Source organism: Streptomyces fuscichromogenes (assembly GCF_014645815.1).
Lineage (GTDB): Bacteria > Actinomycetota > Actinomycetes > Streptomycetales > Streptomycetaceae > Streptomyces > Streptomyces fuscichromogenes.
The window spans coordinates 115,691-130,747 of record NZ_BMML01000012.1 but is presented as its reverse complement, the minus strand read 5'-3'; the positions used below and the strand labels follow the sequence as shown (position 1 = coordinate 130,747).

The window sequence follows — 15,057 nt, the reverse complement described above, 5'->3', positions numbered from 1 at the left end:
TGGTCGCCCCGGCACGGGCGGCAGGCGGCAGGCGGCAGGCGGCAGGCGGCAGGCGGCAGGCGGAGCACCGGTATCGGGCACTCGGCGCGGGCGGCCTGGTTGCTACGCGTGGCTGCCGTAGGTGCGCAGCTTGCGGTAGAGCGTCGCGCGGCCGATGCCCAGGGCGGCGGCCGTCCGGGCCTTGTTCCCGCCGTGGCGGCGCAGGGCCTCCAGGATCGCGGTGCGCTCGGCGTGTTCCATGGGGCTCAGTGGCCGCCCGGCGGGTCCCTCGCGTACAGGGTCGGGCAGTTCGGTACGTCTGACCGGGCCCACCGCCCGGCGCTGCCGCGCCAACGACCGTACGACATGGGCGAGTTCAGTGACGTTTCCGGGCCACGGGTACCGTTCCAGGGCGCGCCGCGCATCGAGTGACCAGGTGAGCGTGGGCTGCCCGGGTTGCGGGGCCGGCGCCAGGGCGGTGAGCAACTCCCCGATGTCCTCGGGGCGTTCGCGGAGCGCGGGCAGGGTGACCGAGCGGGCGGCCAGGGTGTCGAGGAGCCGTTGGAGGCAGGGGCCGGGCGGCGCTCCGGGGGTGTAGGTGACCAACAGGGTCGCGGTGGGCCGGGCTTCGAGCAGGGCGACGATCGCCGCCACGTCCGGCTGTGCCAGGCGTTCGGCGTGGCGGAGCACGAGCCAGCCGCGGGGGTCGGCCGGCAGGGCCTCGGGCACGTCGCCTTCGGCCGCGTCGACGACGAGCGGCTCGCTCCCGTCGAGCAACGCGCGGGCCAGGGAGGTCTTTCCGGTGCCGCGTTCGCCGACGAGCAGCAAGGGGGCGCGGGTGACGGCCAGTTCGGCGGCGCGCTCGGTGGCGTGCCGCCACGGCACCGAGCGCCCGGCCAGCGTGGTGGGCGGACGTCCGGCGGGAACGGCGGGGGCCGTGCCGGACGCCGGTTCCAGCGAGATGACGGCGCCTGCGGTCTCGCCCAGGTGGCGGACGACGTGGAGCGCGGCGCCGTACGGGAGCCGGGCGCCGGTCGTGTCCTCGCGCAGCGCGGTGTGCGCGGCGCGTTCCAGGTCCTCGATGTCCCGGGGCGACAGCAGCCTGCCCGCGGCCTCGCTCACCAGTCTGCTGTGGCCGGCGAACGCCACCACCGGCCGGTCCGGACCCTCGCACGCCGTGAGGTAGGCGTCCAGCAGGGCCCGCTCCGGCGGACTGGCGCGCGCCCGCAGTTCCGCCTCCACCCCCGCGGCCGTCGCCTCGGCCAGGGCCGCCTGCGGGTGCGGTGCGCAGCCGCCGCACAGGGCCGACGCCACGGTGACCGTGCCGACCGGCCTGTCGTCGCCGGGGGCCCGCAGCGGCACGCTCACCGCGGAGATCTCCTGCCACACGTCGAGGAAGTGCTCGGGGCCGTGCAGCTCGGCGCGGTGGCCGGTGCGCAGGGCGAGGGCAGCGCTGTTGGGGCCGACGCTCTGCTCGGAGAGGTCGGCGCAGAGCGTCTCCCGCGGGGCGTGCCCGGCGGACCAGAGCACGCGGAGCCGGGCGTCGGTGAGCAGGAGGGTGACGCGCTCGTGGTCGAGTACCGGGCCGAGTCGCTCCAGGACCGGCCGGGCCGCCGCCAGCAGCGCGGGGTCGGGCGAGCGCCGGGCGCCGCCTTCGAAGGGGGCCGCGGAGTCGTGCCGTACGCCGTGGAAACGGGCGCGCCGCCAGGCGGCCGCGACCTCGTCCGGCACGTCCGCCGACAGCGGGTACCCGGCGAGGAAGCGAGCGCGGGCCCGGCGCAGTTGGCCGAGCGCGGGGCGGCCCGAGGACTGCCGGCCGGCCGGGGAGGGATGCTCTGCGGTGGTCATGGCGCCCCTCACCGTACCGCGAACAGTTGAAGGAGCAACGACTGATGTGCCTCGCCCGGTTCGGCCGTGCACCGGGTGTCTCGGATTGAGACACCCACGGCCGTCCGGCGCGATTCATGATCTCGGACGGTCGGTTTCCGTCCTTCCCCCTCCGGAGCGTTCCCCGTGCACACCGATGTCGTGACCGATGTCCTGATCGTGGGCAGCGGCCCCGCGGGCGCCTCGGCCGCCCTGGCCCTGAGCACCTACGGCGTACCGAACATGGTCGTCACCCGCGGTGCGCGTCTCGCGGACACCCCGCGCGCCCACATCACCAACCAGCGCACGATGGAGGTGCTGCGCGACCTCGGGGTCGAACAGGAGGCGCTCGCCCGGGCCACCCCGCAGCGTCTGATGGGGAACACCACCTTCTGCACCAGCCTGGCCGGCGAGGAGTTGGGGCGGGTGCGGTCCTGGGGGAACGAGCCGCTGGTGCAGGCCGCGCACGAGTTGGCGAGCCCTACGGTGATGTGTGACATTCCACAGCACCTCATGGAGCCGGTCCTGGTGGACGCCGCCATCGCCCGCGGCACCCTCTTCCGCTACAGCACCGTCTACAAGTCGTTCACGCAGGACGCGGACGGGGTGACCGTCACCGTCGAGGACCGGGTGCGCGGCGACGAGTACACCATCCGCGCGAAGTACCTCATCGGCGCGGACGGCGGGCGTTCGAAGGTGGCCGAGCACGCCGGACTGCCGATGGGCGGTCAGATGGGCGTGGCCGGCAGCATCAACATCGTCTTCGACGCCGACCTGAGCAGGTACACCGCCCACCGCCCGTCCACCCTCTACTGGGTGCTGGCCCCCGGCGCGACCGTCGGCGGCATCGGCGCGGGCCTGGTGCGCTGCGTGCGCCCCTGGACGGAGTGGCTGATCGTGTGGGGGTACGACGTCACGGCGGGCGCCCCCGACCTGACCACCGAGTACGCGGAGTCGGTCGTCCGCCGGCTGGTCGGCGACGACGACATCCCGGTGACCGTCAGGTCGTCCTCGGCGTGGACGGTGAACGAGATGTACGCCGAGACGTACTCCGACGGCCGGGTCTTCTGTGCCGGTGACGCCGTGCACCGGCACCCGCCGTCCAACGGGCTCGGCTCGAACACCTCCATCCAGGACTCCTACAACCTGGCCTGGAAGCTGAAGCTGGTCCTCGACGGCACCGCCGGTCCGAGCCTTCTGGACACCTACACCGCCGAACGCGCGCCCGTGGGACGGCAGATCGTCACCCGCGCCAACAAGTCGATCGGCGAGACGGCCCCGGTCTTCGAGGCGCTCGACGGTCTCGCCCCGCAGACTCCCGAGCAGCTCTGGGCCAACATCGCGGCCCGCAAGGAGCCCACCGAGGCGGCCGAGAGGCAGCGGGCCCGGCTGCGGGACGCGATCGCCCACAAGGCGTACGAGTTCAACGCGCACGGCGTCGACCTCAACCAGCGCTACTCCGCCGGGAGTTCCACCGCAGTGGTCGCCGACGGCACCCCCGACCCGGGTTTCGCCCGTGACCCGGAGCTGTACCACCAGCCCAGCTCCCGCCCGGGCGCCAAGGTCCCGCACGCCTGGATCACGTCGGGCACCCGCACCCTGTCCACCCTGGACACCGTCGGCAAGGGCCGGTTCACCCTGCTCACCGGCATCGGCGGCGCGGGCTGGGTGCGGGCGGCGGCCGCCCAGGACCTCGACATCGCCACGGTCGTCATCGGCCCCGGCCAGGAGTACGAGGACCCGTACGGCGACTGGGCCCGGCTGAGCGAGGTGTCCGACACGGGCGCGCTGCTGGTACGGCCGGACGGGTACGTCGCCTTCCGGCACCGGGCAGCCGCCGAGAACGCGACGGAGCTGCTGGGCGAGGCGCTGCGCCGGATCCTGGGGCACGGCTGACGGTATCGATGGGAGACCATGTATCTGATGGGGAGATAACCTCGTTTAAAGGTATGGTACGGAATTTTCTGCTCATGCTGGCGGGCCTTCGCGAGGCCGGCGTCCAGCGTTACTCCGAGCTGCAGCGGACGCTTGGCGGCATCAGCCGCAAGTTGCTCTCCCGGACCCTGCGCACGCTCGAACGGGACGGCCTCGTCCTGCGCACCGTCGACCCCAGGATGACCCCGCCGCTGGTGCAGTACCGGCTCACCGAACTCGGCAGCGAGATCGCCGAGGAGACCAGGGCGCTGTGCGCCTGGACCGAGAAGCGGGCCGCCACGGTGCACGAAGCGCGCGCCGCCTACGACCGCCGCCAGGCCACCGGCCAGGAGGACTGACGCCCTCCCCGACAGGACGACCGCCTTGCGCGTGCCGGCGGCGGCGCCGACGCCCCCACCTGTGCGAACTCCCTCACACACTCGGACTCCATCAGGGGGTTGGTCTCCTTCGGAAACCACATCTCAGCCGTCGAGGCACACCGCCGTCCTCGCGGAGGCGGTCCGGCGCGGTGCCGAGAAAGCCGGTGCGCGCGTCGCGTTCATCCCGGTCAGCACCATCACCGGCGAGCAGTGGAGCGAACTCGACAGCACCGACGCCGTGATCTTCGGGACCCCCACCTACATGGGCGGCGCATGGGCCGACAAGATCGCGGGCGGCTTCACGAACTCGGCCTCCAGGAGCGGCGGCAAGTCGAACACGCCGGCCTTCCTGGCCGCTTTCGCCGCCCAGCACCGCATACGGCTCGGACATCGCCACGGCCGAACACCACGGGGCGCGCATCGCGACGCGGGCCGCGGTCTTCCTCGCGGGGCGCACCGCCCTGGCCGACCGCCCGGCCGCCGCCTGAGCCACCGCAGATCGCCGACTCACCGGTCCCGTCGGCACGGCAGCGCATCGATCGGCCAAACAGCGCCACGGAGCAGTAACGTCGTCCCGTACGCAATCAGCGCGGGGGTGTGGTGAAGCTTCTCCTTACCGATTCCGGTGTCAGGAACGCGAGCATCCTGGCGGCGCTGGTCGACCTCCTGGGCAAGCCGATCGCCGAGGCCGGCGCCCTCTGCATCCCGACCGCGGGATACGGGGGCCCGTACGGGGATCCGGGCGGGCCATGGCGTTTCAGCAGCGGACGGTCCCCCAGTCCCATGACCGGGTTGGGGTGGAAGTCGGTGGGCATGCTGGAGCTCACCGCACTGCCCGGCATCGACAGGGAACGCTGGGTCTCCTGGGTCCGAGAGGCGGACGCCCTGCTGGTGAACGGCGGCGACGCGCTGTACCTGTGCCACTGGATGCGGGAGTCGGGCCTGGCCGACCTCTTCCCGTCGCTGCGCGACACGGTCTACGTGGGGCTCAGTGCCGGGAGCATGGTGCTGACACCCCGGGTCGGGAGGTTCTTCGTCGGCTGGAAGCCGCCCACCGGCGACGACAGCGCCCTGGGAGTAGTCGACTTCTCCCTTTTCCCGCACCTCGGCAGTCCGGACAACACGATGGCCGAGGCGGAACGATGGGCCGCCGAGATAGGCGGTCCGGCGTACGCCACCGACGCGCAGACCGCCGTCAAGGTGACCGACGGCGGCGTCGAGGTCGTCTCCGAGGGGTACTGGAAGCTGCTCAACCCGCCATCGCCACGCCCCGGCGGGAGACGCGGACGACGTCCTGCTCGATGAAGTGCCCCGACCTGACCGTCCGGACCGTGCCTCGCCGCCGACGGTCCGCCATGCCGGGGAAATGGGCTGCCCGTTCGTCCCATCGAACGGACCGAACGGTCCAGGCCACCTGCCCCCGCATCCGTGCGTTGACCATCGATGGTTTTGATTGAGCTTTGTACCATTTTAGAGAAACCGCTTCACCCAAACACCGGCCGATAGCGATCGCTGGGTGTTAGAACTTGGCCACATAACGTCGGGCTACGCACAGCCCTGCACGCCATCCCTGTTGTGAAATGGGACGATCTTGTCCAAGTCCAGACCACTGACCGGCAATTGGCGCGTCGCAAGACGCCTCCAGGCCATTCTGCTCATCCCCGTGCTCGTGGCCCTCGGCCTCGGCGGTGTTCGGGTGAAGAACTCGATCGACACGCTCCAGGACGCCAACGACGCGGTGCGCGTGGCGGAGTTGGTGCAGGCGGCGAACGCCTACGCCAGTGACGCGATCAATGAGCGCGACGTGTCGGTCATCCCGCTGCTCCAAGGCAAACGCAACGCGCCCGTCGTGGTGGCGGCGCGCAAGGTCACCGACGCCGACGCGAAGGCGTTCGACGCGGCGGTGGCCCGGGCGCCGAAGACAGCGGGCCTCGCACGGCGGATCGAGCTGGTGCGGGCGGGCGAGAAGCAGCTGCCGGCGGTGCGGGCCAGCGCCTTCACGTCGAAGGTGTCGGGGGTGCAGACGGAGGAGAGCTACCACGCCGTCCAGCACCCTCTGATGGAGATCTCGAACGAACTGGGCTTCGGCAGCAACAACCAGGCGAGCTTCGGGCGCACCCTCTACGCCATCTCCCTGACCCAGGCGGCCGAGTCCCTGGTGCGCGCCATCGGCACGCACCTGCTGGTCGAGGACCGCGACGCGCTCGCCGAAGGCGAACTCCAGACCCAGCTGGGCTCGTTCAGCTCCTACGTCTACCTGGAGCAGGTCGGCCTCCAGGAGTACGCGGGCGCCGGTACCGCCGGGGACATGACCCGGCTGCAGGCGGCGCTGGCGGACGCGCAGAAGAAGGGGGAACAGCAGACGGCCAAGGCCGCCGAGGACGCCAAGGCTGCCGGACAGACCTTCGTGGCACCCCCGACCCTGACGAAGATGCTCAAGGCGATCGCGGCCGGCACCCCGACCGAGCAGCTGGCCGCCCAGGGCATCACGCCCGAGTCGTTCTTCGCGGCGTCCGCGCTCTCCTTCGACGCCTACCGGAGTATCGAGGTCCATCTGACCGACACCGCTCTGGCCAGTGCCCGGAGCATCGCCGCCGACGCCCGACGGGACGCGATCATCAACGGTTCCGTCGCGCTCGGCGCCGTGCTCGTGGCCTTCCTGCTCGCGGCCTGGGTGGCGCGCTCGATGAGCCGGGGCATGCGCAGGCTGAGCGCCTCGGCGATGGAGATCGCCGAGCAGCGGCTGCCGGCGGTGATCACCCAGTTGTCGCAGGCCGTGCCCGGCCAGGTGGACACCAGGGTCGCGCCGATCCCGATCACCACCACCGACGAGATCGGCGAGGTGGCCCGCGCCTTCGACCATGTGCACCGGGAGGCGGTCCGGCTGGCCGCCGAGCAGGCCTCGCTGCGCGGCAACGTCAACACGATCTTCACCAACCTCTCCCGCCGCAACCAGTCGCTGATCGAACGCCAGCTCGCCCTGATCACCGACCTGGAGGAGCGCGAGGCGGACCCCGACCAGCTCTCGAACCTGTTCAAGCTGGACCACCTGGCCACGCGGGTGCGCCGCAACGGCGAGAACCTGCTGGTGCTCGGCGGCGAGCGGCCCACCCAGCAGTGGGACCACCCGCTCCCGCTGGTCGACGTCATCCGGGCGGCGGCCTCCGAGGTGGAGCAGTACGAGCGGATCGAGCTGGAGGGCATCCCGGAGGCCGAGATCCACGGCCGCGCCGTCACCGACCTGGTGCATCTGCTCGCCGAGCTCCTGGAGAACGCCACCTCGTTCTCCTCCCCGCGCTCGGCGGTCCGGGTCACGGCGACCCGGCTGCCGGACACCCGGATCATGGTCGAGATCCATGACAAGGGCATCGGTCTGGTGCCCGAGGACTTCGCGCTGATCAACCACAAGCTGGCGAATCCGCCGACCGCCGACGCCGACGTCTACCAGTACATGGGCCTGTTCGTGGTGGGCAGGCTCGCCGACCGGCACGGCATCCGGGTCCAGCTGCGGCCGGCCGGCGGGGAGTCCGGGACGACCTCGCTCGTCATGCTCCCGGGCACCATCACCTGGCGCAGCGGCGACGAGTCCGACTCCGACACACTGGCCCTCGCCGCCTTCAAGGCGCGGGCCACGCCGGGGCTGGCGGCGCTGCTCGCGCACGGCCCCGCCGACCCGTTCGGTGCGCACGAGGCGTGGGACGACGGCATCCCGGCACCCGGCCCCACGGCGCCGTCGGGCTTCGCGGGGCCGTCGGGCTTCGCGGGGCCGTCGGGCCCTGCGGCGCCGCCCGGTGCTCCTGCCCCGGCGGGCATGCCCGACGCCGCGTCCGACGTGCCCGGGGGTGGTCGGCGCAGGCGGGCGCAGAAGGGCAGCCGTCGCCCTGCCAAGGACGGCTGAGCCCCCCGACGCCCGAATCAGGGCGGCGGTACCGGGCGCAGGGCCCGGACCACCGCCCACACGACCGAGATGAACGGCACGGCCACGACGGCGCCGATCACCCCCGCGACGATGCTGCCAGCGATGACCGAGACGGCGACGACGAGGGGGTGCAGCCGTACCGCCCAGCTCATCACCAGCGGGTGCAGCACATGCCCCTCCAGCTGGCCGATGACGACGATGAGCACGAGGACGGCGGCGGCCGTGAGCGGACCGCGCCCGGCCAGCGCCACCACCGTGGCCACGCCGAGCGCGACCGGTGAGCCCACCAGCGGGACGAACGCGGCGAAGAACTCCAGCAGGGTGAGCGGCAGCGCGAGCGGCACCCGCAGCACGACCAGGGCGATACCGACGAGGACGGCGTTGACGGCGGCCACGATGATGATGCCCCGGGTGTATCCGGCGAACGTCCGCCAGGCCGCGTGCCCCGCCCGGTCCCAGGCGTTCCGGGCGCCGGCGGGCAGCAGTTCACGGCTCGTCCAGGTCCACAGCCGTTCGCCGGAGTGGATGAAGAAGACCGAGGTGAAGAGCGCGAGCGCGCCGCCGGTGATCAGTTCGACGAGGGTGCCGAAACCGCTGAGCGCCCTGCTCGCCAGGTTGGAGCGGTGGGACTGGACGTAGTTCACGATCTGCTGCTGGAGGTTCGACAGGGCGCCCGGTCCGAGCCGGAAGGGCGGGCGCTGGAGCCAGACCTCGATGCGGTGGATGCCGCCGCGGAACTCGTCGGCCAGGGTCGCCGACTCCTGCGCGACCGCGTTGCCCACCAGGGCCAGCAGACCGAAGAAGAGGCAGATGCTGCCGACCAGGCTCACCGCCACGGAGAGCGGTCTGGGCAGCCACCGGGCCAGCAGGTCGGCGAGCGGGCGCAGGACCGAGGTGATGACCAGGGCGAGGAACACGGCGACGGCGATGAGCTGGAAGCGGCCGAGGACGACGAAGACTCCGTAGACGACGATGCCGACCACGATGAGCCGCCAGGCGTAGGCGGCGGCGACGCGCAGGGCGGGGACGACGATGACACTGACGGAGGCGCCGACGGCGGCGGCACGCGGGGCGCGGGGCCCTCTCGGGATCCGGCCGGCGCGTGCGGTCCGGGTGTCCGGTGCCGCGCCCCGAGGACGGTGCGCGGCACGGCCTCGTCCGGCCGCCGGCCCGCCCGCACCCGCCACCGTGCCTCCCGTTGCCGGCCCACGTCGCCTCTAGAGCACGTTATGGGCATTTCGGGCGGGAGGCGGGCCGCAGTGGGCCAAGGGGGTCAGCCGGCCCCGGTCTCGGAGACGGCGGTGCGGACGGCTCGTTCCACCAGGTTCACACCGTCCGGCATGGACGCGTTGCCGTCGGAGAGGACCGCGACGAGGTAGTGGTGGCCGCCGCTCGTGATGCGTCCGATGCTGTTGATGTCCCACAGGTCGGTCGTGGTGCGCATGAGCCAGCCGTTCTTCAGCGCCCACCCGGAGTCGGCGGCGGCCGAGACACCCCAGGACTGGTCGGTGGCGATCTCGCTCATCAGGGTGCCGATACGGTTTCGGGACGCCGCGTCCAGGGGCGTGGGACCGGTGCCGAAGACCGCGCCCAGCAGGCGTATCTGATCGGCCGCGGTGGTCCGGGTGAGGCCCCAGAGGCCGCCGGGGCCGCCCTGGGTCGAGGTCAGGCCGAGCCGCTTGTTGGCCGACTCCAGGCCGGGCGCCTCGCCGATGGCCCGCCACAGGGCGGTGGCCGCGGTGTTGTCGCTGTCGCGGATCATGACCTCCGCCTCGGCGCTCTCCCGTGCGGTCAGGGCGCGCCGGTGGTCCCGGGCGTGGAGCAGCATGGCGGCGAGGATGTCGACCTTGACGATGCTCGCCGTGTCGTACGGCGTGTCGTCGCCGTAGACGACGGGCTCCCGGCCGGTGCCGTCCAGGTCGAGGACGGCGGCGGTGACCCGCGCCCGGTGCGGCGCCGCCACGACGGTGCGGAAGTCGGCGGGGCCGGAGCCCGTGTCGGCCGCCAGGGCCGCCGGGGCGGCCCCGACGAGCAGGGTCGCCACCGCGGCCACCAGGGACAGAGATCGGTTGAGCATGGCGGGAGCCTTCGCAGTTCGGGTCGGAGGGACACGGCGCCGGAGGGACACAGAACTGCGAACGTAGACAAAATGCCCGGTCCGCGACATGACGTGCGCCACGAAGCGGCCGGTTCGGGGCCGTTTGTGAGCAGAACGACAGCACCGTTCGCGAGCCGGGCGACAAGGCCGCACGCGAGGCGCGGCTTCCGGTGTGCGGAAGGTGAATTCCGCATGCCTCATCCGTCTCCATCCGGGGGAAGAATGTGGTCAGAGTGACGGCCCGGCCTCTGGGAGGTGCCATGAGCACATCGGCGGAACCGCGGGTGAGCGGTCTGGAGGTCCGGTCCATCGACTACGTGCCGCTGGACGAGCGGCACGGCAAGCTGTGGCATCTGGGACCGCTGTGGTTCATGTCCAACGCGCAGATCGCCACCCTGGCCGTGGGGCTGATCAGCATCACGGAGGGCGGCAACCTGATCTGGTCGCTCCTGGCGATCGTCGCGGGCACCCTGATCGGCACCTTCTTCATGGCGTTCCACTCGGCGCAGGGGCCGCAGCTCGGGCTGCCGCAGATGATCCAGTCCCGCCCGCAGTTCGGCTATGTCGGGGCGCTGCTGGTGTGGCTGTTCGCCTACGTGCAGTACGCGGGCTTCAACGTGTTCAACACCGTGCTGGCCGGCCAGGCGCTGGACACCACGATCCACGGCGGGGTGCAGCTCTGGGTGATCGTGGTCACCGTCGTCGCACTGGTCGTGGCGCTGGTGGGGTACGACATCATCCACAAGGCCGAGCGGTTCCTGACCTACACGTTCCTGGTCATCTTCGGGATCTTCACCGTCGGCATCCTGGTCACCCTGCACTACCCGGCGGGCTCCTTCGACCTCGGGGCCTTCAAGGTCACCCCGTTCCTGGCACAGTTCGGCGTGGTCGCCGGCTACCAGATCAGCTGGGCCATCTACGTCTCGGACTACTCGCGCTACCTGCCGCCGGACGTCACCGTCCGCAAGACGTTCTACTGGACCTACTTCGGCTCGGCGCTCGGCGGCATCTGGCTGATGGTGCTCGGGACACTGCTGGCCGCCTGGGCGGGCGACAGCTTCGACACCATCCCGTCGATCAACGCCGCCGGCGACAAGGTCTTCGACGGCTTCGGCGCGATCGTCCTGCTGTTCTCGGCGCTGGGTCTGGTCTCCGTCACCGCGCTGAACATGTACGGCGGCTCGCTGACCCTGATCAGCGCCATCGACTCGTTCAAACGGGTCCGGCCGACCCTGGCCGTGCGCCTGGTCACCCTCGTGGTGACCGCGGCGCTCTCGCTGATCGGCGCACTGGCGGCGACGTCCGACTTCCTGACGAACTTCAACAACTTCCTGCTGCTGGTGCTGTACCTGTTCATCCCGTGGACGTCCGTGAACCTGATGGACTACTACGTGGTGCGCCGGGGGCACTACGCCATCGCCGAGATCTTCAAGCCGAACGGCATCTACGGCCGCTGGGGCTGGCAGGGGATCATCTCGTACCTGGTCGGGTTCGCGGTCATGATCCCGTTCTTCTCGGTCGGCACGCTCTTCGTCGGCCCCGCCGCCAAGGCCCTGGACGGGGCGGACATCTCGCTGTTCATCGGCCTGCCGGTGTCGGCGCTGCTGTACTGGCTGCTGACCCGGTCGATCGACGTCGAGGCGGAGACCCGTGTCGCCGAGGCGGAGGCCGCGGCCCTGGAGCAGGCGGCGCACGAGCACCGCGAGCCGTAGGACCGCGCTCCGGTCCGGCCGGTCGACGTCAGGTCAGTAGGCCGAGTTGACGTTGTCGATGGAGCCGTACCGGTGGGCGGCGTAGTTGGCGGCGGCGGTGATGTTGGCCACCGGGTCGGTGACGCTGTGGGCGGTGCCGCCCACGTGGTACGCGTTGAAGGTGGGGTCGATGACCTGGAGCAGGCCCTTGGACGGGGTGCCCTTCTGCGCGTTGACGTCCCAGTTGTTCTGGGCGCTCGGGTTGCCGCCGGACTCGCGCATGATGTTGCGCTTGAGGCCGTCGTAGCTGCCCGGGATGCCCTTGGCCTTCATGATCTGGAGGGACTGCTTGATCCAGCCGTCGAGGTTGTTGGCGTAGCCGGACTTGGCAGCGGTGTGGCTGTTGTCGCCGGTGGCCGTGACCGCGGTCGAGGTGTGCGCCTGCGTCATTTCGGCAGCCTGTGCGTTCGCCGGCATCAGGGTGAGGGCGGCGGCAGCGGCACCCGTGGTGGCGAGGCCGGTGAGGCCGAGGGTGCGCAGGCGGGCGATGCGGGTGCGAGTGGTCATGGTCATGCGAATGCAACTCTCCGGTGGGGGACGGCGTCGGCGCCGGCCGCGGTGCGCGGCGGCGGTGGGCGGAGCCCGTACTACCGGCGGGAGTGGGCGGGTCCGGCGGAGTTCCGCTCGGCCCGTCGCCCGTCTCCCGGCGACGAGAGCAATGGTTAGCGGCGGCCGGACCCGAGCGCAATGATGTGACGTACTACCCGAGTTCGTAATGAATGACCGAAATGCTCACTAATAGGTGCTTTCTATCCAGTTCACGGCGTTCCGTTCCTACGATGCCGGATAGGATGTGATGTGGCTCCTATGGGGGGCGTCACGCGTTCAGGGCCCTTTTCGGGGCCCACGGCCGAGGTCGGGGCACGCTCCACAGCTCACGTACAGACCGCCGCGAGAGCATCCGTCCATGGCCGACTCCCCCACACCGGCACCCAGTGCGATCCGGGTGCTGATCGTCGACGACGAGCCCGAACTGACCGAACTGCTCTCGGTGGCCGTCAGCGCTGCGGGCTGGCAGCCGTTCGTGGCGCACAACGGGTACGGCGCGCTGCGCGCCGCCCGTGCCTGCGGGCCGCACGCCGTCGTACTGGACGGCATGCTCCCCGACCTGGACGGGATCCAGGTGCTGCGCCGGATGCGGTACGAGAACGCCAGGATGCCGGTGCTGATGCTGACCGCCCGGGACGCGGTGGAGCACCGGCTCGACGGGCTCTCCACCGGCGCCGACGACTACGTGACCAAGCCCTTCTCCCTGGAGGAGGTGATGCTCAGGCTGCGCGGGCTGCTGCGCCGCGCCGGGGCCGGCGAGGACACCGCACAGGAGGGGGTGAGGGTCCTCGGCGACCTGGTGCTGGGCGAGCGGACCCGGGAGGTGCACCGGGGTGGTACACCGATCTCGCTCACCGCGAAGGAGTTCGACCTGCTCCGGTACCTGATGGACCACCCCCGCCAGGTGCTCAGCAAGACGCAGATCCTCGACCACGTCTGGAACAGCTCGTTCGACGGCGGGGGCAACCTGGTGGAGGTGTACGTCTACGGGCTGCGCGCGAAGATCGACAAGGAGCGCCGGCCGATGATCCACACCGTGCGCGGCGCCGGGTATGTCATCAGGCCGGCGGACGACGAGGCATGACGGCCGTCCGGCGGGCCCTCACCCGGCTCCGCGGGCGCTCGCTGCGGGCCCGGATGGTCCTCGTCCACTCCCTCACCCTGGCCGCCGTCTGCACGGCGATGGCCCTGGCCACCGTGCTCGTCCAGCGCTACTACCTGATCCGGGACCTGGACCAGCGGGTCACCGACGCCGCGGAGCACAGCCAGGGCGGCCGGCAGCACGGGCCGCCCGGCGCGAGTCTCGGCTTCCTCAACGAGCGCGGCCAGCACACCGGCACCCTCGCCGCCCTCATGGACAGCGACGGGATCACCACGGCCGAGGTGGTGACGGACGAGGGCCCGCGCTCCCTGACCGCGGCCCAGTGCGCCGCCCTCGACGGCATCCCGGCCGACGGGACCCTGCACACCCGGACGATCCCGGGGCTGGGCGACTACCGGCTGACGGCCGTCAGCGAGGGCGGCACCGCCATGCTGGCCGGGCTGCCGGTGGACGGCGTGCGGCAGATGATCGACTCCCTGGTGGTGATCGAGGCCTGTATCGCCGGGATCGGGCTGGTCCTGGCGGGGTCGGTGTCGGCGGTGGCGATCCGGCGCCAGCTGCGGCCGCTGGGGCGGGTCGCCGCCACCGCCGTCGAGGTCTCGCACGCGCCGCTGGACCGGGGCGAGGTCAGCGGGCTCACCCGGGTGCCGGCGCCGGACACCGATCCGGGCACCGAGGTCGGCCAGGTCGGCGTCGCGCTGAACCGGCTGATCGACCACGTGGAGTGGTCCCTGTCCGAGCGCCAGCGTGCCGAGGAGCACATGCGGCGCTTCCTGACCGACGCCAGCCACGAGCTGCGCACCCCGCTCGCCTCGATCGCCGGGTACGCCGAGCTGATGCTGATGGGCGTGGACACCCGGAAGATCGAACCGGAGCTGGCCTGGCGCCGGGTCTCCGACCAGTCGGCGCGGATGACGGGACTGGTCGAGGACCTGCTGCTGCTCGCCAGGCTGGAGGAGGGCCGACCGCTGGAGGCCGCCGAGGTGAACCTGGCGACCCTGGTCGGGGACGCGGTCTGGGACGCCCGGGCGGCGGGGGCGGACCACCACTGGCAGCTGGTGCTGCGCCTCGACGCGCCCGCCACGGTGACCGGCGACCCGTCCCGGCTGCACCAGGTGGTGGCCAACCTGCTGGCCAACGCCCGGGTGCACACCCCCGCCGGGACGCGGATCACCGTCACGGTGCGGGCCGCGGACGGGCACTGCGCGATCCGCGTGCACGACGACGGTCCGGGCATCCCGGCCGACCTCCTGCCGACCGTCTTCGACCGCTTCACCCGGGGGGACGCCTCCCGCTCCCGCGTCCCCGGCGCCGGGGGCGGTGCGGGCGGTGCGGGTCTCGGGCTGGCCATCACGGCCGCGATCACCCAGGCGCACGGCGGCCGGGTCGAGGTGGACAGCGCACCCGGCGACACCCGGTTCACCGTCACCCTGCCGCTCGCCGACGCCACCGCCCCGCCGCCGACGCCGGCCTGACCCACCGCGCCCGCCGCCGACACG

General features: G+C 71.9%; 11 protein-coding genes. 7 read left to right on the top strand and 4 right to left on the bottom strand.

The window, feature by feature from the left end; genetic code table 11:
- Window positions 1–102 precede the first annotated feature (102 nt).
- Entirely contained in the window at window positions 103–1,827 is a 1,725-nt protein-coding gene (locus IEZ11_RS25905) for a sigma-54-dependent Fis family transcriptional regulator (RefSeq protein ID WP_189265276.1), read from the bottom strand.
- A 165-nt stretch (window positions 1,828–1,992) separates the two neighbouring features.
- Between IEZ11_RS25905 and IEZ11_RS25900 the strand changes: the two genes are divergently transcribed.
- From IEZ11_RS25900 to IEZ11_RS25885, 4 genes are all read left to right on the top strand, one after another.
- The gene (locus IEZ11_RS25900; RefSeq protein WP_189265275.1) at window positions 1,993–3,741 is read left to right on the top strand and encodes an FAD-dependent oxidoreductase; all 1,749 of its coding nucleotides are present in this window, start codon (window positions 1,993–1,995) and stop codon (window positions 3,739–3,741) included.
- A gap of 74 nt (window positions 3,742–3,815) precedes the next feature.
- Window positions 3,816–4,118 (top strand): winged helix-turn-helix transcriptional regulator, encoded by a 303-nt coding sequence (locus IEZ11_RS25895; protein WP_229713357.1) that lies wholly within the window; start codon window positions 3,816–3,818, stop codon window positions 4,116–4,118.
- A gap of 621 nt (window positions 4,119–4,739) precedes the next feature.
- The gene (locus IEZ11_RS25890; RefSeq protein ID WP_189265273.1) at window positions 4,740–5,444 is read left to right on the top strand and encodes a Type 1 glutamine amidotransferase-like domain-containing protein; all 705 of its coding nucleotides are present in this window, start codon (window positions 4,740–4,742) and stop codon (window positions 5,442–5,444) included.
- Between the two features lie 358 nt (window positions 5,445–5,802).
- Entirely contained in the window at window positions 5,803–8,037 is a 2,235-nt protein-coding gene (locus tag IEZ11_RS25885) for a sensor histidine kinase (RefSeq protein WP_229713356.1), read from the top strand.
- A gap of 17 nt (window positions 8,038–8,054) precedes the next feature.
- Here the strand turns inward: IEZ11_RS25885 and IEZ11_RS25880 are convergent, their stop codons facing one another.
- Entirely contained in the window at window positions 8,055–9,245 is a 1,191-nt protein-coding gene (locus IEZ11_RS25880; RefSeq protein WP_189265272.1) for an AI-2E family transporter, read from the bottom strand.
- 86 nt (window positions 9,246–9,331) lie between these two features.
- Window positions 9,332–10,135 (bottom strand): serine hydrolase, encoded by an 804-nt coding sequence (locus IEZ11_RS25875; RefSeq protein ID WP_189265271.1) that lies wholly within the window; start codon window positions 10,133–10,135, stop codon window positions 9,332–9,334.
- Window positions 10,136–10,416: 281 nt separating this feature from the next.
- Between IEZ11_RS25875 and IEZ11_RS25870 the strand changes: the two genes are divergently transcribed.
- Window positions 10,417–11,868 carry a purine-cytosine permease family protein gene (locus IEZ11_RS25870; protein ID WP_189265270.1) on the top strand — a complete coding sequence of 484 codons (1,452 nt, stop codon included), beginning with the start codon at window positions 10,417–10,419 and terminating at the stop codon, window positions 11,866–11,868.
- A 33-nt stretch (window positions 11,869–11,901) separates the two neighbouring features.
- On the opposite strand, the gene IEZ11_RS25865 is transcribed toward IEZ11_RS25870, so the two are convergent.
- Window positions 11,902–12,420 carry a transglycosylase SLT domain-containing protein gene (locus tag IEZ11_RS25865; protein WP_229713355.1) on the bottom strand — a complete coding sequence of 173 codons (519 nt, stop codon included), beginning with the start codon at window positions 12,418–12,420 and terminating at the stop codon, window positions 11,902–11,904.
- A gap of 394 nt (window positions 12,421–12,814) precedes the next feature.
- Here IEZ11_RS25865 and IEZ11_RS25860 point away from each other — a divergent pair, with 394 nt between their 5' ends.
- Both IEZ11_RS25860 and IEZ11_RS25855 read left to right on the top strand, forming a co-directional pair.
- The gene (locus tag IEZ11_RS25860) at window positions 12,815–13,540 is read left to right on the top strand and encodes a response regulator transcription factor (protein WP_189265269.1); all 726 of its coding nucleotides are present in this window, start codon (window positions 12,815–12,817) and stop codon (window positions 13,538–13,540) included.
- A complete protein-coding gene (locus IEZ11_RS25855; RefSeq protein ID WP_189265268.1) occupies window positions 13,537–15,033 on the top strand; it encodes a sensor histidine kinase in 1,497 nt (498 codons plus the stop codon). The genes IEZ11_RS25860 and IEZ11_RS25855 overlap by 4 nt, the downstream gene beginning before the upstream one ends.
- The last annotated feature ends 24 nt before the right edge of the window (window positions 15,034–15,057 follow it).

Coding starts and splice junctions, on each gene's coding strand:
- IEZ11_RS25865 (WP_229713355.1), bottom strand. CDS start 12,420: ATGACCATGACCACTCGCACCCGCATCGCCCGCCTGCGCACCCTCGGC.
- IEZ11_RS25870 (WP_189265270.1), top strand. CDS start 10,417: ATGAGCACATCGGCGGAACCGCGGGTGAGCGGTCTGGAGGTCCGGTCC.
- IEZ11_RS25895 (WP_229713357.1), top strand. CDS start 3,816: ATGCTGGCGGGCCTTCGCGAGGCCGGCGTCCAGCGTTACTCCGAGCTG.
- IEZ11_RS25855 (WP_189265268.1), top strand. CDS start 13,537: ATGACGGCCGTCCGGCGGGCCCTCACCCGGCTCCGCGGGCGCTCGCTG.
- IEZ11_RS25875 (WP_189265271.1), bottom strand. CDS start 10,135: ATGCTCAACCGATCTCTGTCCCTGGTGGCCGCGGTGGCGACCCTGCTC.
- IEZ11_RS25905 (WP_189265276.1), bottom strand. CDS start 1,827: ATGACCACCGCAGAGCATCCCTCCCCGGCCGGCCGGCAGTCCTCGGGC.
- IEZ11_RS25860 (WP_189265269.1), top strand. CDS start 12,815: ATGGCCGACTCCCCCACACCGGCACCCAGTGCGATCCGGGTGCTGATC.